The sequence below is a fragment of the Rhizobium sp. USDA 3886 genome, assembly GCF_056279785.1.
In genome coordinates this window covers 3,619,816-3,646,377 of sequence record NZ_JBWCDC010000001.1, presented here as the reverse complement: position 1 = coordinate 3,646,377, position 26,562 = coordinate 3,619,816, and the positions used below count along the sequence as shown (strand labels likewise).

Annotated in this window: 19 protein-coding genes; 12 read left to right on the top strand and 7 right to left on the bottom strand. The window is 60.0% G+C overall.

What is annotated here, in order from left to right; genetic code table 11:
• Positions 1 to 68 precede the first annotated feature (68 nt).
• The 3 genes from ACZ9BX_RS18350 to ACZ9BX_RS18340 all read left to right on the top strand — a co-directional run bounded on the left by ACZ9BX_RS18350 (position 69) and on the right by ACZ9BX_RS18340 (position 3,358).
• Positions 69 to 1,391, top strand: coding sequence for a glycosyltransferase family protein (locus ACZ9BX_RS18350; RefSeq protein WP_476219420.1), 1,323 nt, complete (start codon positions 69 to 71; stop codon positions 1,389 to 1,391).
• Between the two features lie 73 nt (positions 1,392 to 1,464).
• Complete coding sequence (locus ACZ9BX_RS18345; RefSeq protein WP_476219418.1) at positions 1,465 to 3,114, top strand: ABC transporter ATP-binding protein; 1,650 nt, start codon at positions 1,465 to 1,467, stop codon at positions 3,112 to 3,114.
• Positions 3,071 to 3,358, top strand: a complete 288-nt coding sequence (locus ACZ9BX_RS18340) for a hypothetical protein (RefSeq protein ID WP_476219416.1) — start codon at positions 3,071 to 3,073, stop codon at positions 3,356 to 3,358. Before ACZ9BX_RS18345 ends, ACZ9BX_RS18340 begins: the two co-directional genes overlap by 44 nt.
• A gap of 273 nt (positions 3,359 to 3,631) precedes the next feature.
• Here the strand turns inward: ACZ9BX_RS18340 and ACZ9BX_RS18335 are convergent, their stop codons facing one another.
• The 7 genes from ACZ9BX_RS18335 to ACZ9BX_RS18305 form a co-directional block, all read right to left on the bottom strand.
• Positions 3,632 to 4,759, bottom strand: coding sequence for a glycoside hydrolase (locus ACZ9BX_RS18335; protein ID WP_476220065.1), 1,128 nt, complete (start codon positions 4,757 to 4,759; stop codon positions 3,632 to 3,634).
• A 4-nt stretch (positions 4,760 to 4,763) separates the two neighbouring features.
• Positions 4,764 to 5,936 (bottom strand): polysaccharide pyruvyl transferase family protein, encoded by a 1,173-nt coding sequence (locus ACZ9BX_RS18330; protein ID WP_476219414.1) that lies wholly within the window; start codon positions 5,934 to 5,936, stop codon positions 4,764 to 4,766.
• 39 nt (positions 5,937 to 5,975) lie between these two features.
• A complete protein-coding gene (locus ACZ9BX_RS18325; RefSeq protein WP_476219412.1) occupies positions 5,976 to 7,154 on the bottom strand; it encodes a polysaccharide pyruvyl transferase family protein in 1,179 nt (392 codons plus the stop codon).
• A 39-nt stretch (positions 7,155 to 7,193) separates the two neighbouring features.
• Positions 7,194 to 9,872 (bottom strand): glycosyltransferase, encoded by a 2,679-nt coding sequence (locus tag ACZ9BX_RS18320; RefSeq protein ID WP_476219410.1) that lies wholly within the window; start codon positions 9,870 to 9,872, stop codon positions 7,194 to 7,196.
• Positions 9,862 to 11,343 carry a DUF6212 domain-containing protein gene (locus ACZ9BX_RS18315; RefSeq protein WP_476219408.1) on the bottom strand — a complete coding sequence of 494 codons (1,482 nt, stop codon included), beginning with the start codon at positions 11,341 to 11,343 and terminating at the stop codon, positions 9,862 to 9,864. Before ACZ9BX_RS18315 ends, ACZ9BX_RS18320 begins: the two co-directional genes overlap by 11 nt.
• A 180-nt stretch (positions 11,344 to 11,523) precedes the next feature.
• The gene (locus tag ACZ9BX_RS18310) at positions 11,524 to 12,771 is read right to left on the bottom strand and encodes a glycosyltransferase family 4 protein (protein WP_476220063.1); all 1,248 of its coding nucleotides are present in this window, start codon (positions 12,769 to 12,771) and stop codon (positions 11,524 to 11,526) included.
• A gap of 43 nt (positions 12,772 to 12,814) precedes the next feature.
• Complete coding sequence (locus ACZ9BX_RS18305) at positions 12,815 to 13,387, bottom strand: MarR family transcriptional regulator (RefSeq protein WP_476219406.1); 573 nt, start codon at positions 13,385 to 13,387, stop codon at positions 12,815 to 12,817.
• A gap of 196 nt (positions 13,388 to 13,583) precedes the next feature.
• Between ACZ9BX_RS18305 and ACZ9BX_RS18300 the strand changes: the two genes are divergently transcribed.
• The 9 genes from ACZ9BX_RS18300 to ACZ9BX_RS18260 all read left to right on the top strand — a co-directional run bounded on the left by ACZ9BX_RS18300 (position 13,584) and on the right by ACZ9BX_RS18260 (position 26,402).
• A complete protein-coding gene (locus tag ACZ9BX_RS18300; protein WP_476219404.1) occupies positions 13,584 to 15,344 on the top strand; it encodes a type I secretion system permease/ATPase in 1,761 nt (586 codons plus the stop codon).
• A complete protein-coding gene (locus tag ACZ9BX_RS18295; protein ID WP_476219402.1) occupies positions 15,341 to 16,741 on the top strand; it encodes an HlyD family type I secretion periplasmic adaptor subunit in 1,401 nt (466 codons plus the stop codon). The genes ACZ9BX_RS18300 and ACZ9BX_RS18295 overlap by 4 nt, the downstream gene beginning before the upstream one ends.
• A 271-nt stretch (positions 16,742 to 17,012) precedes the next feature.
• Positions 17,013 to 17,672, top strand: coding sequence for a calcium-binding protein (locus tag ACZ9BX_RS18290; protein ID WP_476219400.1), 660 nt, complete (start codon positions 17,013 to 17,015; stop codon positions 17,670 to 17,672).
• Positions 17,673 to 17,737: 65 nt separating this feature from the next.
• On the top strand, positions 17,738 to 19,993 hold the full coding sequence (locus ACZ9BX_RS18285) for a glycosyltransferase family 2 protein (RefSeq protein ID WP_476219398.1): 2,256 nt from the start codon (positions 17,738 to 17,740) through the stop codon (positions 19,991 to 19,993).
• The gene (locus tag ACZ9BX_RS18280) at positions 19,990 to 20,829 is read left to right on the top strand and encodes a class I SAM-dependent methyltransferase (RefSeq protein ID WP_476219396.1); all 840 of its coding nucleotides are present in this window, start codon (positions 19,990 to 19,992) and stop codon (positions 20,827 to 20,829) included. The genes ACZ9BX_RS18285 and ACZ9BX_RS18280 overlap by 4 nt, the downstream gene beginning before the upstream one ends.
• Positions 20,826 to 22,088, top strand: coding sequence for a glycosyltransferase family 4 protein (locus tag ACZ9BX_RS18275; RefSeq protein ID WP_476219394.1), 1,263 nt, complete (start codon positions 20,826 to 20,828; stop codon positions 22,086 to 22,088). Before ACZ9BX_RS18280 ends, ACZ9BX_RS18275 begins: the two co-directional genes overlap by 4 nt.
• On the top strand, positions 22,085 to 22,816 hold the full coding sequence (locus ACZ9BX_RS18270; RefSeq protein WP_476219392.1) for a hypothetical protein: 732 nt from the start codon (positions 22,085 to 22,087) through the stop codon (positions 22,814 to 22,816). Before ACZ9BX_RS18275 ends, ACZ9BX_RS18270 begins: the two co-directional genes overlap by 4 nt.
• A gap of 17 nt (positions 22,817 to 22,833) precedes the next feature.
• The gene (locus tag ACZ9BX_RS18265; RefSeq protein WP_476219391.1) at positions 22,834 to 25,071 is read left to right on the top strand and encodes a glycosyltransferase family 2 protein; all 2,238 of its coding nucleotides are present in this window, start codon (positions 22,834 to 22,836) and stop codon (positions 25,069 to 25,071) included.
• A complete protein-coding gene (locus tag ACZ9BX_RS18260; protein ID WP_476219389.1) occupies positions 25,068 to 26,402 on the top strand; it encodes a glycosyltransferase family 4 protein in 1,335 nt (444 codons plus the stop codon). Before ACZ9BX_RS18265 ends, ACZ9BX_RS18260 begins: the two co-directional genes overlap by 4 nt.
• The last annotated feature ends 160 nt before the right edge of the window (positions 26,403 to 26,562 follow it).

Sequence of the window (26,562 nt, the reverse complement as noted above, 5' to 3'; positions counted from 1 at the left end):
ACGTTTGTTTGGGACCCATTCACCTTGGTGTCTCAGCCGGCGTGAATGTGGTTGGGAGGATTGAAAGCATGCATGTACTTCTGCTTGGAAAGATCCCGCCGATTCAAGGAGGCGTTTCCCGCAGCACATGGTTTGCCGCAAGCGACTTTCTTGAGTCCGGTCATTCCATCGACGTCATCTCCAACGCAAGCGAGATGGGCTATGGCTTCCGCCAGATGCTGCTGAGCGACGACAAAGTACTCGATGTTTTTTTGCAGAAAGGCGGAAATGTCCATAATTGCGAGAACATCCCGGCCCACTCCTATATCCCGTGGGCGCCGCCCTTCGTCAGCCAGTTACTGGGCTCGGGGCTGGCAAGTATCGGACGGACGAAACCCGACGTCATCATTGGATGGTACCTTGAGCCCTATGGCGTGGCTGCATCCCTGCTTGGGCAATTGGATGATGTTCCCGTCATCCTAAGGCATGCCGGAAGTGACCTGGGGCGGCTTCGTAACATCCCAAGTTTGGGCATCCTCTATGACAGATGCCTGTCGCAATCGGCCGCCGTCATCACCGGCAAGAATCCAGATACCGAGGATATTTTGAAAAGCACCGGCGTGAAGGAGAACGCGATCATCCGGGCCAAAGGGCGGGCCCTGCCCTCGTCCTTCTATAGCAATGAAGAACAGTTTGACCTGCCCGCGATGGTCGATCGCGCCGAGGAGTGGTTTTCTCATTACGGTTTCGAGACCGAGACCTATCGCGCGCTTGTTGCCTGGAACCGTGCCGGCCTGGAAAGCCAAGACCCTGCCGTCGGCTCATATGGAAAAATCGCGGAGGTGAAGGGCACCTATAATCTGATTGATGCGCTCGACACTCTCGTGGGAAGAGGAATCAAAGTTTCCTATCGAGCTCTATGGAGCGCCACGCCCAACAGGTTCGCCCACGCCTTCCATTACGTGAGCCAGAAGCACAACCTTCGCGGCCGGTCAATTCTACTGCCTCCGGTGGCCCCATGGCTCGTCCCGGCCTTCATCCGGTCGTGCACCGCCGTCGCTTTCCTCGAGAATCGGTTTCCGATATCGTTTCATACGCCGCAAGTTCCCAGGGAAGTCATCGCATGTGCGACGCCGTTAATCCTGAGTGGAGAAATATACGAAAAGGTCTATTTCCGTAGTCAACTCGTGGACCGCATCAACGTCCTGAGAGTGCCTGACCCGCAGAACACCTTCGAGTTGGCTAAGGGGATTGAAGATCTGCTCGGGAGTTCGGAACTGAGGCAATGCCTGAGCCATCACAGTCGGGCGCTCTCACGCGTTTTGGAGGCGCGAGCGCCGGCTAGAGATCCGATCGTTGAAATCGCGGAAGGATTGGTGGGAAATGAACGTCGCACAGCGGCCATCGCATAGGTCACAAACAGCGATTGAATCCTCTGAGGCCGTCGATCGAACATCGACGGCAAAGATACTGCTCCGCTCTATCGTGGCGCTTCAGAGCGGTCGTACCATATTCGTGTTTCTGCTCCTGAGCGTGGGGTTGTCATTCCTCGCAAGTATCTTGCAGGCACTTTCACCCATTCTCTTTTCGAAGGCCATCGATGCGCTCTCGAGCAAGGAGTTCCCGGGGCACCAGGCGCTGAGCTTCGTCGTCTTTGCGCTGCTGGCACTGGCGCTCTCCAAGTTTCTCGTCGAGCAACGCTGGCTGATCTACCAGCCGGCGGAAAACCGGATCCTCAATTCTGTCCGCGAGGTTTATCTCCGACATGTATTAGATCTTCCGGTCGGCTTTCACGTCAACCGATCCATGGGGCGTCTGGATTCCATTGTCGGGCAGGGGCTCGGGGGGATTCAAACGCTTAGCGGAATGCTTTTCACGCAGTTCTCTCCGTTGTTGTTCGAGGTCTTGATAACCTCAATAGCCTTTTTCACGTTCGTTGATGCCGATGTTTCCCTGATCGTCCTCGCCACGATCGCACTCTATGCAGTGGCGCTCGTTTTCGGCGCCGAACTCGCAAGCCGGCGGCTCAAGATCGCTTTGAACGCCTCAATCGACGCGCAAGGTACGGCCGGCGATGCCATATTGAATGCCGAAGGAGTCAAGACGCTCGTCATTGAAGAGGCGGTGGTCAAGTCTTACCGCGACCGGCTTGGTGAAGTTCACGCACGCTTTCGGACGTTCTATTTCAGCCGTGGGTTTCTCGGCATTGCATTGTCGGCCGTACTGCTGCTGGGTTTTGCATCCGCCGTTTGGCTCTCAGCGATGCGCGTTGTTTCCAACGAGCTGTCTGTGGGGGCGCTCGTGCTGACGAACACCTACATCCTGCAGCTCTTTCGGACTCTAGAGGGATTTAGCTTCTCCTATCGCGACACGCGGCAATCCTTCGAAGCGGTGAAGCGTTTCCTGGACGTGTTCGCGGAAGAAAAGGATCCGGATCAAGGCTCCCTGCAAGCGGTGAGTGGGATTTCGCGGCTCGATATAGAGGGTGCGGGCTATAGGTATCCGGACGGCAGGCATGCACTTCGGAGCGCGACCCTGCACGTCGAAAGGGGAAAAATCACGGCTTTGCTCGGACGATCGGGGAGCGGAAAGTCGACGCTTGTACGCCTAATTCTGAAGACCTTGCCTTTGAATGAAGGTCGAATTCTCTTGGATGGCGTAGACGTTGGTCGACTTGATGGCCTTAAGCTTCGGCGAAAGATCGCGGTTGTCCCTCAGGACGCCGTCATGTTTCGCGAGAGCCTTGGTTTCAATATCAGTTTAAGCAACGAGCCAAATCTCGCGAAATTGTGGGCGGCCGTAAGAGCGGCCGAAATCGAAGAGCTGGTTAGAGGTCTGGCGGACGGCTTCGACACCGAAATCGGTGAGCGGGGGCTGAAACTTTCCGGTGGCGAGCGCCAGCGATTGGCTATAGCCAGGGCGATCTATCGCGATGCGGACATACTCATCTTTGACGAAGCAACATCAGCGCTGGACGAAAAGACCAAGGGTGAGATTCTGCGGTTGATCAGAGTGCTTTCTTCGCAGCGGGGGGTGCTCTTCATCACGCATGATCAGCAAGTGGCATCGATAGCCGACGAGGTCGTAACTCTTGAGCACGAAGGTCATTCGGGCGACGGCAATTCAAAAGGCTGATACCGACGGCTCTTGGAAAGAAGTCGGCGCAGCGTGGAACTCGTATCGCGGCGCGCCGGCTACCGGCCATCGCATCACCGTCAATATCTCTCTGGGGAATGTCAGACGCCCGTTTTTATGGCAGCTGTCACCGTGCGTGCGTCCTCTGGAAGGCTTCGGCGCGGGCATTATGAATTTGCGTTCTTGGCGCATTGTCGGCTCCGGCGGTTGCGGGTTTGTCTTTAGAATCAATGGCTTGATCTAAAGTGCACCTGAAACCGCCGGGCTTTGCTTGTTCAAATATCGCGATTCCTGCGATAATTTCAGTAACTTACCGTTTGTGGACAGACACTAGCCAGGGTCTGCCGCGAATAAACGGGCTTTATGGTCTTTAGACCAGAGCTGCCTCCGGCGGACGTCGTCTTATCCTTAGCAGGGCCAGGGAATGCAACCAGTCGTGTATCCGCCGACCTTCCGTCACCGTTTCCCATCGCGGCCGCGCGGACCTCGGCTACGGGGAACGGACAGATTTGACCCGTCATCTCGCTGCCCCGCCGCTATTCGCTTCGGTGGCCGCAACGCCGGCCGGGCTCAAGGCGCCGCAGCGCCAGACGCTGTAGACCGGTTGGGTGTCCCAGTCATAGTAGAAGGCCGCTTTCAGCCTTCCCTTCTCCATCAGCTCCGCGAAGCTGCGACGCACGGCACGGACCGCCACTTCCCGCTCGCGATCATCGACCGGGCAGGAAAGCGCGGTGTTGGCAATGCCCCATTCGCTCACCCAGCACGGCTTGCCTTCCCCTTCAGGCCGGCAAAAGTCGAGAAGCGTCGTCACATAGCGTGCAAGCGCCGCGTCATCTTTGCGTCCCGGATAGACATGAATGCCGTAGCCATCGACCAGCGCATCGATCCCCCGCTTCCGCAGGAGTGAAATGAACTCGCCGGGTTCGAGCCGTTCCATGCCGCGGCGGTCGGCCTCGCCAGTGCCGACGTCGGAAAGTCCTGCCGAAATGAGAAGCGCGTCGCGGCTATAGACCGTCGCCCGCAATTCTTCCCGGGTGATGCGGAGGGCGCCGACATATGCGTCGAGCCCGCGTTCGAGGGCCGAGCGATTTGCAACTTCCGAAACGTTGCGCGGCGTCTGCCGCCCAGGTTTTTCATAGACGACGAGGTCGCCGTTGTAAGCGCTGTAGTTTATTTCATTTCCAGGCTCGACGGCGTCAATGCGGATACCCAGTTCGTCAATGCGGCGAAGCGCCGAGCGCAACTGCGCTCGGTAGAGATCGAGATCGAGATCCGAAAGCCGCTGAACATCCCAGATGCGGCCGAAACCGGTGCGAGAACGCGCCTCCGCGGGATAATAATCCTTGTTGCCGAGTTGGATCTCGAGGAGGATTTTCAGCCCCCGCCGGTCCGCCATTTCGAGCGCTTCGATGCTCTTGTCCACCGGTCTCGAAAGCGAAAGCCGGACATGGGTGATACCGCTTGCAACGATTTCATTCAGTACGCGCTCCTGATCGCCGCGGGAAAGCCAGGCTAGGTTTACGCGGTTGATTCCGATACGATCGGAGAGCACTTCGTCAGCGCCCGCCGGCAGCGCCGGGGCAAAGGCCAAGAGCACTGCCAGCGCGCAAGCAAGGCGCACGCGCGTTTGCGCCACCACCCTCATCCGCTCAAAGTCCGATCTGCCCCAGAGCATTGCGGAAATTCGCCTCGCAAGCGGAATAACGGTCGATCACGGCCTGCGTGTCGATCTTGCCGAGGAAGTTGGCGAGATAGGCGCGCTTGTCCGCCTCCCTGTTCCAGGTAGCTGCCTCGATATAGGGGAAGCCGATGAATTCCAGCATCTCCCGCATGCGGTCATCGACCGCGATCATGAGGGCAGGCGTGCCGGCCTGCATGCCGATGATGCAGCCGTGGAAGCGGCGGCCGAAGCAGAGATCGCGCGCGGACATCGCTCCGCGCCACTGGTTCGTATCGAAATAGACCAGCAGCTCGTATTTCCGCTGCCATTTCTCCGAATGCTTGTACTCCGTCCCTCCCGTAATGCGCCCGCTCGCGCGATCATAGACGATGTCATTATCGTCACCTGTCAGGGAGAGGCTGTAGGCAACCACTTCGTCCTGGACGACATAGCTTGCCACGCTGTCGGGCTTGAGCAGCGCATGAGCATCGACGATCGTATCGGCAACGCTACCGAGATAGCCGCCGAAGACGATCCTCTGGGCCTCCGCCAGTCCCGGATTGGCAAGTGCCGAAAGCGAACGCTTCATGTCGTTCGGCGAGAAGTAGAGCGACGGGCAACCCGTCGGCTTGACGAACTTCATCCCCTGCTCCCTGAGGAATTCGGCGGTGAAGTAGCCACGCGTGAGGAAGAAACTTTCCTTGTTCCTCAGCACCTCCAGGAACTTGATCGTGCCGGCCGGCAGCTGATCCTTGAGGCCTTCCTTGCGCTGGATGCCGATGCCCATCACCACAACCGGCATCTTCAGCTTCGCGAAGATTTCCGCTTCGAGATCGGCGGAATAGCCAGGACGCAGCAGATTAGCGGAGGCGAAGACGCACAAATCGAATTCGCGGTTCACGCGCTCGTAAAGCTCGTTCGAGTCCCGATTGTTGGCGAGATGCCAGAACGGCAGATAGGTGACGTCATGACCGCGCAGGCTCTCAGCCGCTCCTTCGCCGATCAGATAGTTGCCGGTGTTGGCGATCTTCCTGACCTGCGAGATCAGGTCCTTCCTGGTCCTGGTTTCGTCGAAATAGGGCCGATGGATGACGGTCGTGCCTGAGACGTCCGCAATCGTCCGCTGCAAATAGGATGGAATGCCCGTAAGCAAAATACGCATAACTGTCCTCTGAACCGAAAAGTGATGGCCCTCAGGCCGCTATAGACCGATGCCGATTTCACGAAGCGTGGTGCGGAAGGCGCGCTCGCGGTCCGAATAGCGGTCGACAAGTTCGCTCGTGTTGAGCTTTGCCAGATGATCGGCCACGAACTCGGCCCGGTTCTCTGCCTTGTCGACGTCGGTGATGTCGACGGCCGGTAGGCCGGTGAAGCCCAGCATCTCGCGCATGCGGTCGTCCACCGCCACCATCAGGCTCGGCACGGCCGCCTGCATGGCGATGATCGAGCCGTGGAAACGACGGCCAAAATTGAAGTCCATCAACGAAGCCCAGGCGCGCCACTGGTTGGTGTCGAAGAAGGTGCGAAACTCGAACCGCTGCTTCTCCCGCTCAGTGCCGGGATAGGCCAGATCGCCGATCATCAGGCCCGATGCGGAATCATAGACGCGTCCCTCGTCGTTAGACTCCACCTTCATATCGAAGTGGAGGAACTCGTCCTGCACCACATATTGCGGCACGGTGTCCGGCGGGGCCAGCGCATTCGCATCGAGGATCGCATCCTGATCGCCGCCGAGATAGCCTGAAAAGATTGTCCGCGCCTTGCCGATGTTTACGCTCGGCAGCTTCCTCATGGACCGGCGCATGTTGGCCGGCATGAAATAGACGGAAGGGCAACCGGTCGGGCGCACGAAGGAGAAGCCCTGGTCCTTCAAGAAGCCGGCGGACTCGTAGCCGCGTGTCAGGAAGTAGTGCTCACGCTCCTTTAGGACGGCCAGAAGTCGCTTCGTTCCCTCCGGAAGATTGTTCTCAAGGTCCTTGCGGTTCTGCAGGCCGATGCCCAGCATGACGATCGGCATGTTGAGCCGGCTTAGGACATCCGCCTCTGCGTCCGCGGAAAGTCCCTTGCGCAAGAGGTTTGCGCAGGTGAAGACGCAGATGTCGAAGTTGGCGTTAAACTCGTCGAACCCATTGCCGTTCTTGCTTAAATTGTAGAGATGCCAGAAGGGAACTTGCTTCGCATGTGGCGCGAGCGCATGCAGGGCGCCCTCACCGATGAGGTAGTTCCCGGTATTGCTGATGTTGCGCAGCTCCTGCAGAAACTCCTCCTTCGTTTCCGGCTGCTTCTGCCGCTCCGCATAGGAGACGGACAGGCCGTGGGCGCCGTTGGCAAGGCGCGTGTAGTGACCGGGAATACCCGTCACGAGAATTCGCGGACGCATTCGACTAGACCTTTCTGTTTCAAAGAAGCGGCGCGGCAATCAGCCAATTGCCGCGACCACGGGATTTGCCGCCGCCTGCTCGCGAAAGACCGCAGCGCGGGACAGTGACGAATTCTTCACGGACCGATCGCTCCAAGAGATAAAATCCGAGAAAGAGGAAGCCCATGACCGGCGTGCGGCGGTCCTGATGCAGCCCTCCATGAGCGGAGCGAGCCTCTCGCGATTGCGCGAGACCTCTTCGATGATCCGCGCCAGCTCCCTCACCACCTGAGGATCGGAAGGCGCGTTGATGAGTATGCCGTCCTCGCCGTCGGAAATGAGCTCGTCAACCGCGCCGACCGCGGTCGCGATGGGCACGCAGCCGAGTTGTTGCGCCTCGGCGATCATCAGCGGCGCGCCCTCCCATCGTGAGGGCATGACGAGAACGTCGGCCCAGCCCAGCGCCTTGATCAGATCCTTGCTCGCAAAGACGGGCGAGCGCACGTCGACGCCCAGGTCCTTCAGCCGTTCGCTCCAGGAGACCCTGGAATCGGCGAGGATTTCCCCCCCGATGGCCCGGGCTTCGAAATCGACGTTGGAGGCCCGCAGTTCCGCGAGCGCTGCCGCCAGCCGGTCGATACCCTTCTGCTGATCGAACCGGCCCATGTAAAGAAGCCGCAAGCGGTCATCCCTGCGCTCGATCCGCCTGACGGCCAGAACCTCCGCCAGGGCCTTGGGCGGTACCGAGAAGCTCGCTCCGTTCGCGACGGCGAAGACTTTCTCGTGGGGGACGCCGTAGCTGTGCAGATAGATCTTGAGCTGTTCGGAGCAGGTTAGGAAGGCGTCGTAGCAATGCTCATGGGCAATCGCTGCGAAGGGCTGACCGGCAGGCCTCTTGAAGGCCGTGTTGTCCACGACGTGAAGATAGCAGGCCGTGCGCGTGCCTTCGGAGCGCAGTCGCGCGATGAGGGGATGGACGGCCATCACGTGGTTGTTGATGACCAGGTCGAAGCCGGAAAGCTGTCCCTTCAGCGCCTCCCAGTCGACCGAATGCCCTTCGTCGATGAAATCCTGTCCCAGGAAGGAGCCCGACCCTCCCCAGGCCGGAATTCCCGCGTCCCAGAAGTGAATGTAGTCGAAGCTGGAATCGAATTCATCGATCACATCCATCCGGGACGTGCCGAGCACGAAGAGATGAGTTTCATAACCCGCCGCCTTCAATTCCCGGGCGGCTGCATAGACGACCTTTTCGGCTCCGCCGAACGAGGCATTCGGCACGAGCAGCGCCACGGTCCGCTTGCCCTCGCTATGGCCGAGCGGCAGGACTGGTGATCCTCCGACTTCCTTACGCAACGCTTTGTAGAGATCAGTGTAGGGCACGAGCCGAGCGGGACGCCACGTCCACCGCCTGCCCGCCGTCTCGCGCAGGGGGCTCATGGCAATTGCGTTGACGCAATTGATCATCACCTGCTGAGGCGTGATGAGAGAGCGGCGCGGGAGGCTCCTTGGAAAAGGGAAGTGCACTTTCAGAACGGTCGATGTCGGCCATACCTGCTGGCTCCCGATCGAGGCGAACCAGTCCACAGCATTGTTCTGGACCACCTCCTGGACGAGCCGGATCGAAAGGAAAACGAGATCGGCGGGGCCGATTTTTTGTCCGCCCGCCCCATGAACGATCGGCTCGATCTTGCGCTGGGCGGCATCGTTGGCGAGTTGGACGAAGACGACGTTGCTGTTCTCGCTCAGGCGCTCAAGATGGGCAAGCACGTTCGGCAGCATGCGCGAACGCCGCAGAAGGTCGAGCGCCGCGCCGCTTCCGGCGACGAGGAAAGGCGGGAAATGTTCATTGTCAGGCTCGCCGATATTGCCCCAGAACGCCGGGATGATGTCGTCGAGGCGAAGGATCGTCGGTGGCTTGGTAGGATCAGTGAAGAAGGAGATCGCCGTATCTTCCGTTCGCGCAAACAGGTAGCGCGGGCACTCCTCATGCTCGAAATCCACCAGCATCGGGCGCTGGAACAGCGGCCTGTGGCGCTTGCGCAGGAAGCTTACCGACGTGGCGCGGTCTCGATTGGCCTCCTTGAAGCGGCTCTCCGCCCTCAGCCTGTATTCGAAGACCGTGTCATGGCAGGGCGTGCCGACGAAACCATGCTCGATGCAGGACAGCCAGAACTCCCAATCCTCGAAGCCGTTCTGCCTGTCGTCGTTGAAGCGGACGCCTTGCTGAAAAACATCGATCGAGATCATCGATCCCGTATCGCAGATGTTGTCGGTGATGCAGTGGACCAGTCGTGAATAGCGGTTGCCGTAGTGGGCGCGCCAGCTTACCGAAAATGTGTCGATATTCGTGTAGACCCACCCGCAGCCACTGGAGAGGAGGTGCCGGTAAAGCGTCTCGATGGTGCCGGGAAGGACGCGATTGTCGGCGTCGAGGAAATAGACAGCCTTCGTCTCTGGAAAGCGCTCGAGAACGAAGTCGATCGCGCGATTGCGCGCGCCACCCGGACCGGCGTTCTGGCCGAACACGACATGGACGGAAGAATGGACCGCGGCGTAGAGTAACAGTTGATCGAACGTCTCGTGCCGTGGATCGCCGTCGACCGAGATGACAATGACGATCCGGCAGCTGCTAACATTCGAGGCAAATACCGACTCGATCGCCTCCAGGGCAAGTGCCGCGTGACCGTAAAGGGGCATGGCCACGGCGATCAGGTCCGTTGGCTCCCTGTTACTGGACATCGGCGGCCTCCGTAAACTGTTTGACCAGCCTGAAGCCAGACACCTTGAGCCAGGAGAAATCGACCGAATCCGTGACCGCGCGGCTGAGGATCATCAGGTCCATCGGGCCGCGTGCCGGCTCGTCCAGCTGGATGTTGATGTTGACGACCTCACTGGAGCTGACTTCACGCCATCCGCTGAAGAATGCCGACGGTTTGGCCGCGCCCTTTCGCGCAACCTCGGCCACTTCGGAACGCGCATTTGAATTCGTCGGTGCGAGCAGGAAGCTGACCGCCGCGGGCTGACCTTCCGGATGATCGATAAAGGCGCTCGCCGAGAAAGATATCGTTCCGGGCTCGACGGCGCGACTGACCGCGCCTGCCGATATGCCACTCGGCAACGGGTGGCAGACAACAGCATGCTCATGCTCGAGGAAGCGCACCGTCTGGAATTCCGGGACGATCGGCGTGACCGAAACGTCCGCGATCTGCCTCAACGTATCGACCGCCAGGCGATAATCGACAGTGTACTGGCCTTCGAGCAGGCTGCTGGGCGCAATCATGTTGGGTGTTCTGGCGGGTTTTACTCCCGGCAGTCCCGTAAACACTTTGAACGCCAGCGGGCGCAGGTCGAGATCCGGATGCGGGAGTTCCGACCGCGCCGAATAGCGCTCGCCGGCGATCGGATAGCCGAGCGAAAGGCCGACGGTCTCCGGTCCGGTCGCGGAGATCCGCAGCCGAAGCGTACGCGCAGCCCCTCCGCACGCCCGGGGCAGCGAGAAGAAATTCCAGTTCGGCACGAGTTGCGCATACGGTACGATCCACTCGGCGACCCCTTCGCCGCTCTCGAGGTAGCTCAATGCGACGACAAGCTCTCCGGTGATCCTCGGCACCGAGTGCAGGTGAAGGGCGAACCCTGCCACGCCAAGGCTGGATATCGGCAGCAGTTGCTCGACAAAGGCGGCGGCAAGCAACTGCCCGATCCCCTCGTCCTTTGGATCGCCGTAGGGATCGTGGGAAAAAATCTCAGAAACCGGCTCCCAGTTTCGCGCCTGGAACGCATCTTCGAGCGCCCGGTAGTTTTCCAGCAGCGTTTCGCGTTCCCGGCGCAGGATCGCAAGCTCCGAAGTGATTGAGGCGCTATACCGGGCAAGCCGGCCGACGCCGCCCTCGGTGAGCGCCCGCAGAAGCGGAAAACTGTCCGACTTATTTGCGGGATCAAGCCGCTGTATGGGAACCGCGGGGACAGTTCCCAGTGGTCCAAGCAGCGCCAGACGCTCCCGCAAATCCGCCTCACCCTCTTCGGAAAAGGTGACGGCGATCAATGGAAAAGCATTCTGCAATGTCGCCGGAGGATGCCCATCAACATCAAGGTAAACAACCAGATGCTCGATATCGCTGCCTTCGAAGCATAATCGATCCCGGCCCGATGCCGCTATTAGCTTTCTCGTCACCAGTCGTTTCCCAATGCCGGAAGACGTCAATTCTTGCACGCGCGGCCTCTGAAGAATTATCTCGGAGCAAAAAGCAAAGACGCCGAATAATCAGATATTTATTCAAATCATTCCGGGCCATATAGGGAGCCTAACAACTAACGTTGCAGTGCACAATAATAAAGTTTAGCCGCCACAAAGAAAAACATTTCATATATACTTTAAAAATCAAAGTAATAATCATGCATTCATTTCTGCATTGCGGCGAAGTGATTTTCCGGTCAATTTCTCAAGAAGATTCTGTTGACGATCAAGGCAGTCCGTCAGTCGAAAACGCGTCTCGATCGTCCGGCGCGCCGCTGCACGCATCCCAAAATGGCGTTCGGGACTCTTCAGGGCGCCGAGAACGGCCTCCGCGAGTGCGTCCGTATCGAAGAACGGCACCAAAAGGCCGTTCCGGCCGGAGCGTATAACCTCCTGGACGGGCGCGGTGTCCGATCCGATGACCAGGGCGCCGCACGCCATCGCCTCCAACATCGACCACGACAAAACGAACGGATAAGTCAGGTAGAGGTGCGCCGCCGAGATCTGGAAAAGCTGCCGCAAAACCGAATGCGGCACCGCGCCGGGAAAGAGGATATTCTCCCGCGGTATATCCAGGGATTTGAGGAGGTGATCCTTCCACGCCCCGCCGCCGGGCGGCGGCACACCATAGCTGATGCCACCTCCTCCGACGAAAACGAACAAAGCATCGGGGCGTTGGCGCACAACCTTGGCGGCAGCCTCCAAGACCTGTGGAAATCCACGATACGGCTCAAGGTCGCGCGCGACAAAGGTGACAATGGGAGAACCACCGGCGCTGAGCACACGCCCGTCCGAAAGCCTGACCGAAGTTGTTGGGTCCGGTCGAAACCGCGCCGTATCGATCCCCTCGTGACAGACCGAAATGCGCCCCCGGGCGTCGGCGGGGTACAGACTTCTCTGCCAATGGGTGGGGCTGATGCCGGCCTCGATGGCCTCAAGGGACAGGAGCTGCGCGATGTTGCGCAGCCGCAGCCTCTTGCGCGTCTCCAGATCGGGCTGATCGTCGGGGGAAAACCCGATGTCCGCCCCTTCCGATCGGTAAAAGAACTCGCAATACCCCAATGCGGGCACCCGCGGCAGCACGTCCTTCAAGAACATCATGCTTCCCCAACCGATATGGCCAACGACAACGTCGGGTACCAGCCCTTGCCGCACCATGGCGTCGAGCGTTTCGGCGACGCGGTGGCCGATTCGCGCATGGTGATCGGGAGTACCCATGTGTCGGGCCATATGCGGATCTGCGCGCGGGCCCGATTCCGCTCGATGTCGAACGACGCGAACGGATGGGATCTTCTGGTCTATTGTCTCAGTGATGAGGCTGACCTCATTGCCCGCCTGCACGAGCTGAGCGGCCAAGGCAGCGAACTGACCGAATCCCCGTCGATGAACAAACGCCACGTGCATCGCGTTAGTCCGCCGTTGCCAGGTGCGCGGCATCACTCACCGCTTAGACGCCGTACCGTGAAGCGCTGCCCCAGGCCAGTTCGAGCTGGTGCAGCGTCTGGAAAGCCGTCTCAAGCATCCGCTGTTCCAGGTCGCCACGATTCACCGCGCGCTCATAGGCCATCGCCGCGTCGCGGAGATTTGCCCTGAGCTGCCGCCCCTTCTCCGTCAATTTGATGCGGGCGGACCGCTTGTCGCGCTGGGAGGCAACGCGATCAATGTAGTCGCCATCGCCAAGCTGCTTCAGATAATAGGAAACGTTGGAGCCGACATAATGCCCACGATCCAGAAGCTCGGCGACCGACAGTTCCGAATCGCCGATTGCCAGCAGAATCATCGCCTGCGCCGGCCCGATATCGTCTACACGAAGCTTGGTCAGCTCCGCACGGATCAGGCCCGAAAAGCGCCGGCTTGCCCGCTCCATGAGGCGAGCGAGCTCGAAATACGTAACCTGTTGGAGGTCCCCAAGCTCGGTACCCTGAGGAAGCCGGGGGTCTGTTTGTGCTGTCTGGCTCAGACGAAGACTCAGATCGTCATTCAGTTCTACCGGCAAACTGAACACATCATTTTCTTTCATTCGACTCTCCGTTTCAAGGAAATACTTCAAAACTTGAAGTAATATTCAAATACGCTCATCACCGTCGATCACCATGAGCTTGCACAATCCCGTTGTTATGTGCCAGATTGGTCGAAGCAATACTATCCTTACGCTCAGTTACAACCAAATCTGTCCTACAACAGATGGTTCTAAAGTTAACTCGAGGCAAATTTTCATGCGTGATGCGGTTCAAAATGAGACAAGAAGCAAGGGGCAAACCGGGGGAGGCCAAAAACAAGACAGCCCAAGGTTGCTGATTCTGCAAGCAAAGCGTGTATTTTTGTCCGGGTTGCTTTATGCAACTGCACTAAGCGTGTGTATGAACATATTACAACTGACGATGCCTCTGTTCATGCTGCAAGTTCATGAAAGGGTACTCAACAGTCAGAGCATGGACACACTTGCAATGCTCACTATCTTGGCTGTCGGCGCCCTTGTGGTGCTCGGTGTCCTGGAATTCATCCGTGCCCTCTCCTTCCAAGCCATCGGAAGCGCGCTCGTGCGTGGGCTGAACATGCCTGTCCTGGCGGCCGCCGTTCAGGCTTCTGTCGATCAGGGCCTGTCGCGCGCGACCCAGTCGCTTCGGGACATCGCAGAATTGCGAAGCTTCCTGACCTCGTCAGCGGTCAGTGCGCCCCTAGACGCTGCCTGGTCACCGATTTTCCTCGGCGCCCTTTTCCTTTTGCATCCGCTTTTTGGTCTTATCGGAGCCGTCTCCGCCGCACTGCTCATTTGCGGCGGCCTGGTCACGGACATGTTGACGCATCAACTCACCAAGGAAGCGAACCAAACAAATATCGAGGCCGTGTCCAGGATCGGCGCTTCGCTGCGACATGCCGAGGCCATCGAGGCGATGGGCATGTTGCCAGCTCTGGCAAATCGTTGGCGCGCCCTTCAACTGCAGGCTCTCACCGCCTTTGAAACGAGTGGGTGCAGGAGCAAGGCGATGTCGTCCATCACCCGTAGCCTGCGCTATTCCATCCAGATCATGACCCTGGCAGCCGGCGCGTATCTGGTGCTGGAGCAGGAAGTCACGCCCGGCGCGATGATGGCATCGAGCATTCTTGTCGGGCGCCTCCTGATCCCCTTCGATTCAATTATCGAGAATTGGCGGCAATGGGTGCTAGCGATCGCTGGCTGGCGTCGCCTCGAGGCCCTTCTCAAGGCGGACCTTGCAATCCGCCAGACGATGCCCACGCCGCATTCGTCGGGCGACATCGTGGTCGATAAGCTCGTCTACGCAGCTCCCGGGCTGGATGTGCCCATCATCAAGGGCATTTCTTTCTCCCTCTCTCCGGGCGAGGTTCTGGGCGTGATCGGTCCCTCCGCGGCCGGCAAGTCGACACTCGCGCGGCTGCTGGTCGGCATCTTGCGCCCCACGTCCGGCGGCGTCTTCCTCGACGGCAACAATACCTATCTGTGGGAGCGTGGCTCGTTCGGTCAGGTGGTCGGATATCTGCCGCAATCCGTCTCGCTTTTGGAAGGCACCATTCGAGAAAACATTGGGCGAATGGCGGACAGCGATCCCTACAAGGTGCTGGAGGCGGCGCGATTGGCCGACATCCACGAGATGATCGGACGCCTGCCGCTCGGTTACGACACACCCGTCGGCGACGGACATCTGACCCTTTCCGGAGGGCAGCGGCAGCGCATAGCGTTGGCGCGCTGCCTCTACAACCAGCCTCGCCTCATCGTACTCGACGAGCCGAACGCAAACCTGGACTCGATCGGCGAGCGTGCCCTTATCCGCGCGATCCAGCGTGCGCGCGACGACGGCGCCATCGTTATCTTAATCGCTCACAGGCCAGCCATCATGCAGGTCGCCGACAAGCTGCTCGTGCTGGAAAACGGTCGCGTCACACAGTTCGGACCGCGAACGGCCGTGGTTACAACCACGATGCCGGGCGAACCACACCGCGAGGTAGCCGCGATATGACTGAAAAGACCCCCCTTGCGGTCCGGCCCGATCTCGCCGAACGTCGCCTCCAGCAGCATCAGCCGGCTTCGCGGGATCTCGGCCCGTCGAACTTGGAATTCGACCGGTTTGATAACCGTTCACCGCTCCGTCGTCTTGTCGTTGCGGGGCTCGCCACGATCCTTGTGTCCTTCGGTGGATTTTTTGCCTGGGCCTTTTCGGTCGAGCTCAGCAGCGCGACGGTAGCCAACGGCACGGTCATCGTCGATTCGAAGCGAAAGTCTATCAGCCATTTCGAAGGCGGCGTGATGAGCCGACTGCTTGTTCAGGAGGGCGACAAGGTTTCCGCCGGGCAGCCCCTGATCGCGTTGGAGGATACGCGCGCCCGCTCCAGCCTGCAGTCGCTCCAAATCCGACGCATTGGCCTGATCGCGAAACTGGCGCGATTGAAAGCCGAGCAGACTGACACGCCGCAAATCAGCTTTCCGCGCGATTTGGGTGACACCCGGGACGCTACGGTCGATGACGCTGTCAAGGCGGAGACGATATTTTTCGAAAAGCGGCACGAGACCAAGGTCGGACGCGTCGAGGTCCAGCAAAAGACCATCGAGGAGCACCTCGAACAAGCAACGTCGCTCGGCATCCAGATCCAGGCGACCGACCAGCAAATCGATCTCATCAAAGAGCACCGGACGGCGACGGAAACGTTGGTGAAAAAAGGCGCGGCACCGCGCACGCAACTCATCGAGATCGACACCAAGCTAAGCGAGCTTGCGAGGGAACGGGGCGAACTCGTCGGCAACAAGGCCCAGGCAGAAAAAGCCGCAGCAGGAGCACAGCTTGCGCTCACCGGGATCGAAAGTGACTTTCAGTCGACGATTGCCGGCGAAATCACCACGGCACGCATCGATCTCGCGGACGTCGAAGAGCAGATCACCGCTTCGAAGGACGTGCTGCGGCGCCTTGAGATTCGCTCTCCGCAGGATGGCATCATCGCCAACATCCTGCTGCGCACCCCTGGCAGCGCGGTCACGCCCGGCCAGCCGTTGCTCGAGATCGTTCCGGAAAATGAGCCACTGCTGGTCGAAATGCGCGTCAATCCTCGCGACATCGACAGCATCGCCGTGGGCTCGCGTACGCAAGTCCGTTTGACAGCCTATAATCAACGCTCCCGCCTGCCGATGGAAGGCACCATTACATATGTCGCCGCGGACCAGTCGGTAGATGAAAAGTCAAACAGTGCGTTTTTCGTCGCGCGCGCCAAACTCGATCCGGCATCGCTCAAGACAAATCCGGATGTCCGCCTCTATCCCGGCATGCCCGCGGAGGTGCTGATCGTCCACGAGTCACGCCGTGCGATCGACTACCTCACCTCTCCCGTCCTCGAGAGCTTCAATCGCGCGTTCAGGGAAGACTAGATTCCCAGATGAAATGGAATGCTGCATAGCAGAAATTGTTTCAAATTTTGAAGTTATTCCCAAGTAATGTACATGTATATTATTTTATAATTCCGGAAACTATTGAAATAATGTGCCAATAAGACTCAATTTGGGAAATATATTTCTCAAGATATGACATTTTAGCTTCCGATATGCTTGCACTTCGTTTTATTGCAGCGCACAGTTCAAGCGCGAAATCGTCGCACCCGGCGCCGAGACGCATGAATATCAATCCGAAGAGGAGAGGCAGATGGCCACATTGGAAGGCGGAGCATACGACGATGCCCTGTTCGGCTCCCGCTTTAACGACTTCATTCGCGCCCATGGGGGCGATGATTTCGTGAGCGGCGGCAACGGGCACGACCTCGTGTTCGGTGGTGACGGAGACGACCTGCTGTTCGGCGGAAAGGGAAACGATTCCCTGTTCGGCGGCGAGGGCAATGACTTGCTGAACGGTGAAAACGGGAATGACAACCTCGTCGGAGGCTGGGGTGATGACCTTCTGTATGGCGACAAGGGCAACGACACCCTGCTCGGCGGACAGGGAAGCGACCTCCTGTCCGGCGGCAAGGGCGCCGACATACTTTATGGCGGTAATGGTGCCGACATCATCGATGGCGGTGCGGGCAACGACGTCCTGGCGGGCGGTGCTGGCCATGACATCTTCGTCTTCGACGGCGGCGGCGGGAATGACGTCATCCTCGACTTTAACGCTGGCGAGGATCTGCTGCAGATCTCGAAGGGCATCAATGGCCTCGACGTGTCTTCGCCCGAAGACCTGGCCTCGCGTGTCACGCAGGTCGGCGGCAATGTCGTCGTGGATCTCGGCCATGGCGATACGCTCACATTGGTAAATGTCGATGCCGATGACATCCATGCCAATCCCGAGAACTACTTCACCGTTCACTGAATATGACTTCTGCGCGCCCTGCCTCCTCCCGTTGGGCGCGCAACTCCGATCCAGAGGGGTAGCGTGTGACGTTCGACGAATCGACAGGCGCCACTGGCGTCTTCAGAAACGCAAAGATCTTTCGGCTCGGCGCGGAGCTGGCCCTCCTTATCTGGGATCTTCCCCCGTCCCTTCCCGCCACCACAAAGTGCCTGTTGTCCATGGACCAGTCGCCAGTACCGCTCGTCAGCATGATGCTGCCGCTTGGCGACGGAAGGCAACGAATGTTCTGGGCGATGAGACCGGAAAAGCATCCGGTGAGTGTGGGCATTTGCACAGAATACGGCAGCACCGCCGAAACCATCGTGATGCAGCCGGCGCGCACGCTCGCGCCCCTCGATGTGGAGGCACTGTTCGCGGATCTCGCGCCGGATGCCCGCATCAAGTTTGTCAACAACCTGCTGACCGTGTGGCGAAGCGCCTTCCGCATCGCCAGCGACCATCTTTTCACCATGGTGGTCGAAGACGCCCTTCACGCGCTCGTGCCCGAACCGCAGGCAGCCAGCATCGTCTGCCAGATTGCGCAAGGACGCCATCTGATTGAGACGGCCATCAATCCGGATCTGGGCGATATCACATCGGTCTATGCGATCGGCGCAGCTTCGATTACACGCATGGCCGTAAGGCTTGTCCTCGGACGCAACGCGAAAAACGCCCTGCAATCGTGCCATTTCATCGCAGAGGCGCCTTCCCCTTCCCCTCCGTTTCTCATCGTGCTCCTGAGCAAGAATGGCATCGCCATTCGCCAGCTTGCTCACGGCAAGCCTCGCCATCCCAACCTTCAGAGTTGGTGGGGCAAAAACCCCGAGGCGGTGGAACTGCGCGAAATGATTGTCCGTCGACTCGCCACGTTGCCGGAAAGCGGCGCCGCCACGGCGATCGACCTTCAAGTTCGTGCACCACTGGCGACAAGTCGGATTGCCAAGTCATCGATGCATCCATCCGGTGAGGTCGATCTCGCTCTGGCGCTCGACGACGGTCTGCTGGCCGGCGGCTGGTTCCACGCGCCGTCATCCGCGTTCGCCGGCATCGACTACGTCAAAGAGGACGGCACGGCCGTGCCGCTCGACGGCAACAGCTACGAATTTCCGGCATGGGCGCAAGGGAAGGATGAGAAGAGTAAGACCGATGTGACCGGTTTCGTTGCCTGGGTCCCGCTGTCGGAATCCCCTGGGCCGCTCCTGCAACCGCGATTTCAGATGCGCCTTGCTTCGGGAGCGGTCAGGCCGCTGATACCGACGCCGCAGCCTTTCGAGCCCGCGACACAACGAAACCATGTCCTGCGCGCCGTGCCGCCACAGCATGCGGTCGACAGTGCCTTCCGCACGATCCTCGCGCCCGCCCTGCAGGACATAGAACGGCGATTAGGCAAGACCATAGAGGTCGATTCCGCGAAGGACTACAGCCTGCCCGAAACCACACCCCTCGTTTCGATTGTCGTACCCCTCTACAAGGTTCTCGATTTCCTGCGCTTCCAACTGTCGGGAATGGCCACCGATCCGTGGCTCGTCGCCAATGCCGAGATCATCTTTGTCCTCGATTCACCGGAAATCCAGGATGAGACGGAGCACCTGCTGGGTGGCCTGCACCTCCTGCACGGGCTGCCGATGAAACTGGTCGTCATGAACCGCAACAGCGGCTATGCACGGGCCTGCAATGCCGGCGCACGTTTTGCCCGCGGCGCCATTCTGGTCATGCTCAATTCGGATGTCGTGCCAAAGGGACCAGGTTGGCTTCAGGTGCTGTCGCGGCCGCTGCTGGAAAACAGCAGGCTGGGCGCCATCGGCCCGAAACTGCTCTTCGAAGACGGATCGCTGCAGCATGCCGGCCTGTATTTTGGCCGCGACCAGCGCGGGATCTGGTTGAACCACCATTTCAACAAGGGCATGCCCGGCGACTATGCTCCCGCCCAACAAGCCCGCGAGGTTCCCGGCGTCACCGGCGCCTGCCTCGTGACCCGCAGGGTCATCTACGAGCGTGTCGGCGGCTTCACCGAGGACTACGTGATCGGCGACTACGAGGACAGTGACCTCTGCCTCAAGATCCGCCGTCTCGGGCTCCAGATCGCCTATGAGCCCGCCGCGTGCCTGTATCATTTCGAGCGCCGCTCGATCCGCCGTAGCCAGGACTATATGCGCGGCGTTGCCAGCCAATACAATTCATGGCTGCACACGCAACGCTGGGAAGACGACATCACCGACTTGATGGCGAACCAATTCGGCAGAGATCAAGATCGCCCCGCCGCCACAAATGCGAAAATCCGGGAAAGGAACGCAGCGTGACACAGGTAGCACTCGTGCACCCTCCCAAGCCGGCACGACTGGTCGATGAGGATCGTGTTCGCTGGCTGCTTGAAGCCGTTCGGGGCAACCGTTTTCTGCCGCAGCCGGAACCCACCAATGTCTTCGTGGGTGACGGTGATTTTCGTGCGATAGGCGCGGAATTCCTCGGGCACTTCATCCGTATCGGCGGCCTGCGCGAAGAGGCCCGCGTGCTCGACATCGGCTGCGGTATCGGCCGGATGGCCGTGCCGCTCACCCAGTATCTCGATCCGCAAACGAGCCGCTACGATGGCATCGATCCGGTCGAGGGCGGCATCGACTGGTGTCAGCGGACGATCACTCCCGCGTACTCCAATTTCGCCTTCCAGCGACTAGATATCGCGCACGAGCTCTACAATCCGAACGGCAAGGTCAGCGGCAAGGCCCTGAGGCTTCCCTTTCCGGATCACCATTTCGACTTCGTCATCATGACGTCCTTGGTCACTCATCTGCCGCCCGCGGAGGTCCTTGTCTACCTCGCTGAGGTCCGCAGAATCCTGTCACCCGGCGGGCGCCTGTTCATGACCGCCTTTGTGGTCGACCGGATCGCGGCGGCAAACGAACATGGGCGGCGCGATCCGCGTCTCGCCTTCCGCCGCTATGGCGAAAGCCCATGCTGGTTCGTACCCAACCAGCCACCGCTTGCCGCGGTCGGTTTCGAAGACGGCTTTCTGGACAAGGCGCTCGAACGGGCCGGCCTCTCCGTCGCTCTGAAATCGCTTGGCCATTGGCGCGGCACCAACGCGGGCCACCATCAGGACTTCATCGTGGCGAAGCGCCGGGTAAACGGTCGATGAGCAAGCGCATTCTGGTGGCAGCCCACAACCATCCGTCCCTTCACCCGGGTGGAACGGAGATATTTGCTCACGACTTGTTTCGTGCCTACCAGCGCGAGGGGCACGAAGCCCTGTTTCTCGGTGCCACGAACCAAATCCATCGCGAAGCCAGACCAGGCACGAGCTTCCAGAGCATCGGCTCGGCGGGAGACGAAATCCTGCTGTGGTCCGGACATTTCGACCGCTTCTTCATGAGCCAGATCGACCTCTATGGTGTTGTGCCGGACATAGCGGAGCTGCTGCGCGATTTCCGGCCGGATGTGGTTCATCTCCATCACATGCTGCTGCTTGGCGCCGAATTCCCCCACATCGTCCGCCGTACCCTGCCCGACTGCCAGATCGTCATGACACTCCACGACTACTACCCCATCTGCCACCATGACGGCCTGATGGTGCGCACTGGCAGCAAGGAGCTTTGCCACCAGGCCAGCCCGGACCGCTGCCATGGCTGCTTCAAGAACATTCCGCTCGATCGCTTTGCCTTGCGCGAACGCCACCTGAAGGCCCTGTTGAGCACGGTTGACCACTTCGTCTCGCCAAGCGCCTTTTTGCGGGATCGCTTCGTGCAGTGGGGACTGGACGAAGATACGATCAGCGTCATTCCCAATGGCATCCCCGCCCGCAAAGCCAGCGTACGAAGAGATCTGCTCCAGGGCGGGAAGCCGGTCTTCGGATATTTCGGCAATCTCAACCCCTGGAAAGGGGTGACGGTATTGCTCGAGGCGGCGCGTCAGCTTCTGGCCGATGGCCTTGATTTCGAACTCCGCGTCCATGGCGGAGCGCCCTTCCAGAGCGAGGCCTTCGTCGATGAGATCAATCGGCGCTTTACCGAAACGTCAGAATCCGTGCAGTCCCGAGGCCCCTATCGACGCGAAGATATTGGCGATCTGGTGGCCGCGGTCGACTGCACCATAGTTCCTTCCGTCTGGTGGGAGAACGCGCCGCTTGTCATTCAGGAAGCCCAGGCTCAAGGCCGTCCGGTCATCGCCAGCAACATCGGGGGAATGGCTGAAATGATCGAGCATGGCGTCAACGGCCTGACTGTTCCACCCAACGATCCCCGAGCGCTCGCCGCGGCGATGCGGAACATGGCGGAAGAGCCGAACCTGCTGCGCCAGCTCTCCGAAAACGCCCGCAAGCCCGACGACATCGACACGACCGCCCGCCGCTACCTCAAGCGGATGGAGACGGCACCGGTTCAGGCACAGGAGAGCTTATGATTAGTCCCGCTGAACGACCGGATGCCGCATCCGAACAGGACAACGCCAAGCCGATGAACGGCCGCGTGGATGCCGTTGACATGGGCAGGGTCTTCGGCTGGGCATTCGACCCGATGGCGCCGGATCAACGGCTGACCATTCGTGTCCTCCTCGATGGCAAGGTGATTGCCGAGACTGTTGCCGACCGCAATCGTCCCGACCTGCGGCGCAACGGTATCGGCGACGGCAAACACGCATTTGAAATCGCGCTGCCCGATCCCGTCCAGTCTCGGGCGAACGATATTGTCGTCATGGCGCGAAATGGAAGCGGTTCCGAGCAGGCCCTGCGCGTTCCCCAGCCAAACGAGCAGGCGGCCGAGGCTCTTATCGCCGCACCGCTGGCGAAAGTGCTCGATAAGCTCGATTTGCTGATGGCGGCGCAGCGGCAGTTGCAGGTCTCACAGCGCTCGCTGCAGCGCACACCGGAAATCGATGCCGACAAGACCGAGACCGCCGGCCTCACCGATGTCAGCAACGCGGTCGAAAGCCTCAAGGTGGATATCAGCCAACGGCTGAATGATCTCGATGTCCACCTGATGCGGCTGGATGGGGTTGTAGCAGGAATGGAGAAGAACCTGAATACGGTGCGGAAGCGTGCGAGCGGCGAAATAAAGCCCCTGCTGCTGCTGCTGTTCGTTCTCGTGGGATTTGCCGCGGGCGCCAGCCTTACGCTGGTTGCCAGAATCTGATCCAGGGAGGGTAAAGCGTGCTGGTTAGAGAACAATCCCCCGCTGTCATTAGCCCCTCGGCAGGCGGGCATGCGGCGAGCAGGGCAATACGCTCTGGAAGGGTTACCGGCTGCCGCGTCGATGAGACAACCTTGCTGATCATCGGCCTCGGCCGTGTCACGGCCGGCGACGTGGTAGTCGGCCTCGGTGAGGATCAAACAGTCACGCCAAGCTTGTTTGTCTCGGAATGGCCATTGGCCGCATCCTCACCGCGGGCCAAGCACGGCTTCGCGGCGCTCCTTCCGGCGGTGGGCACGGACCTAGCCATGAGCACGATCCGGTTCGGAGAGGAGGAGACGGGCGCGCGCTACATCTTTACGCCCCGGCTTACCTCCGCGGAGGAAGCAGCCGCGCTTGTGGTCGAGTCTGCGGGATCTCAGTCAGCCGCAGTCCTCGACCGGCTCGTGGACGCTCTGATGGTCGGCAGTGTCAGCCGCCGGAGACTTTTGACCATAACCGCGCTTTTGCAGTCAGCCCACGCCAGCGATGGGTTTATCGAGTTGATTGGTGAGAGCCATGATGGCGCGACGTTCCTGCAGGGCTGGAGCCGCGGCATGGCGCCGGGGCCTTGCCGGGTGTCCGTGGTCGGCAATGTGACACCGGTGGTCGCGGAGTGCGGTATCGCCATCTTTCCTCGCCCGGACGCTCCCGATGGCGCCTCTGGTTTTGTCGGCCTTCTCGAGGCCAGTCAGGCTGCTCTCGCTCTCGACATCGAAGGTCTGGTTTTTCGGGGGCGCGCCGGTTGGAGGTATGTTGCGGTCCACCCCCGAAAGCGCATCGCCGGCCCGCTGGAAACGCCCGAACATATCCGATCGATTCTGCTGCGGACCCATGGCGCGCCGGACGTGCTCCTGTCCCTGCGAGCAGCCGCCAACAGCTTTGAGGGCAAAGAAACCGTCTCCAGCCTGCCGTATCCCGTCCGAATGGGAGTAGACAGCACATTTGAGGCCGATGGAGGAAACCTCCTCGTCTCCGGCTGGCTTTATGACCCTGACGGCCACGTCGCAACGGTAAGACTGCGTCGATGCGATGCCGCGGCTCGCCTCGATGAACGCTGGACGCGTTTTGATCGCCCCGATGTCACGGACAGTTTCGACGACCAGCAGCACTTCACACCGAGCCTTCGGAGCGAACAGCGCGCGCATGGCTTCATCGCCCACGCCCAATTGCCGAATGAAGATCCTGGTGCGCCCCTCTACTTCGAACTAACGCTGCACGATTCGCGCCGTGCGTTTCTGCCAGTGAAACCAACGCGGGTTTCTGCGCGCTTGGCGGCATTGCGCCAGATCGGCTCCATCGATCCCGCAAACTGTGCGCTGCCGGCGATAGTCGATTCACAAATTGTCCCGTTCCTCGGACAATCCGGAAGGTTAACACCGGTTATCGAGACAATCCTCGATGCCGGCTCCTTCGATGAGGAAAACAGCCCACCGATCGTCATCGGCGCCGGGGAGGGCGAGGAGGACATTTCCCCGCTGCTGGCCTTGCTTGCGCTCGATCCGGAGACTCGGCGCACGCCGATCGTGATCGCCATGCCCGCAGAGCGCTTTCGCAGGCAGGCTGCTCGCCTCAGGGAACTCGCGCGGTTCTATAGCCTTTCGGCCAGGCTGGTATCGGCGAAGGGAACAGGCGACGTCTACGACATGCTGGAAGCCGGCACGCAAGCACTCTCCTGTGAAACGGTCGTGTCGCTCTCCGCCTCACTGATCCCGCACGGGAAAGGCTGGTATGGCAAGCTCTTGGCCAGGGCCGCGACGCTCAAAGGAAGCGTCGTCTCGCCCGTCCTGGTTTACGAGGACCATTCCATTCGCTGGGCGGGAAGCTGGATCGATGACGGCAACTGCGACGAACCAGTCGTGGGCCGCTATACGGGATATCCTCTCAAAGCGGTTACCGACATGAAGCTGACCCGTATCGCGGCGGCCTCGCTCGAGTGCTGCGTCATGCCCCGCGATGCCCTGTTGCGCGCCGGCGGCTGTTCCAGCGGCTATCTGGGCGCGCAGGAAAAGGGTCTGGATCTCGGCCTCCGTCTCAGTCGCTCCGGGTTTGACTCCTATTTGCTGCCATCGGTGCAGATGTGGGGCTGCGACGATGCACGCAACGGTGATAGTCCGGTGATGGCGGCTCTGGTGGAAGAGATCGATCGAAAGATCTTCAAGAGGCAATGGTTGCCTATCCTCACCGTTGAAAAGCACCCGGAAAAGAGGCCCGCATGAACGAGCAGCTTCGCGTCCTTGTCGTCTCGCATGCGCACCCGACGGTTTCGCTCGGCGGGGCGGAAATCGCCTCTCACAACCTGCATCGCGGCCTGAACGCATTGCCGAACGTGCAATCGGTTTACCTAGCCCGGGTCGGCCATCCGGTCCCGCGGCATGCCTCGTCCGCGCTGATGAGCCTTCGCCTTGCCGAGGATGAGTTGCTGTTCCACGCGGACAACTACGACCATTTCTTTTTGTCCAACGGCGATACCCAGGCAATCAGCCGAGACCTGTTGCGTTTCGCGCGCGATCTCAGGCCCCATGTCGTGCATTTCCATCATGTTCTAGGCATTGGCCTTGAAGCCCTCTACGCCCTTAGAGAAGCATTTCCGCACGCGGCCATACTCGTCACGTTCCACGAGTACCTGTCGATCTGCCACAATCACGGGCAGATGGTGAAACGGCCTTCCGGTCAGCTCTGCGAAACAGCATCCCCCGTCGCTTGCCACGGCTGCTTTCCCGACATCCCCGTCTCACGCTTCCTGAAGCGGGAGTTGTTTGCGCGCGGGATGCTTGGCCTTGCCGACGCTTTCGTCTCCCCCAGCCGGTTTCTGGCGGAGCGCTACGTCACATGGGGCATCGAAAAGGACAAGCTCAGCGTGATCGAGAACGGCATTGCCGTGGAAACAGCTGCGCCCGGGCGAGAAGCGCAAGGTCCCAACCCGCGCCGCAACCGCTTTGCCTATTTCGGACAAATGACGCCGTTCAAGGGGGCCGACCTTCTGATCGACGCTGTTTCGCGCATCCCGAAGGAGATATGGGGCGCAGACTCCTGCCTGATGATCTTCGGCGGCAACCTCGAGCGACAACCGATCGAATTCCAGGAGCGGATGAAGAAGCTCATCGCAGACGCCGGCCACCGCGTCCGTTTCTACGGCGCTTACCAGAACGCGGACGTGCCGCGTCTCATGCGTTCTGTCGACTGGGTGGTTCTGCCGTCCGTCTGGTGGGAAAACTCGCCCATCGTGATCCAGGAGGCCCTGCTCCATCGTAGGCCGATGATCTGCTCCGACATCGGCGGGATGGCCGAGAAGGTGCGTGAAGGAAAAGATGGCCTGCACTTTCGCGCAGGCAGCAGCCAGGATCTCGCGGACCGCATCGTCGAAGTCTTGGGTGATAGCCAAATCTGGGAGCGGCTCCGCGTTTCCATGCGACAGCCCGCCGACCGCCTCGCCTGCGCGCAAGAACACGTCAAACTCTATCGCGCGCTGCTGCAGCGGAAGCTAGATGCCGCGATGACCGAGAGCCCCGCTTCTCGGGCACTCGCTTTAACGACGCTCGCCTTGTGAAGCGCTGAAAGGGCTTCGACCAAGGGAGGATCGGTCAACCAAACCCTTGAGAAACCGTTCGCAAGGTCGCATGGAGGGCACCCTACATGCACACGAAAGTCCGCAAGACCATCATCCCCGCTGCCGGTTTGGAACAAGGATGCTGCCGGCATCCAAGAGC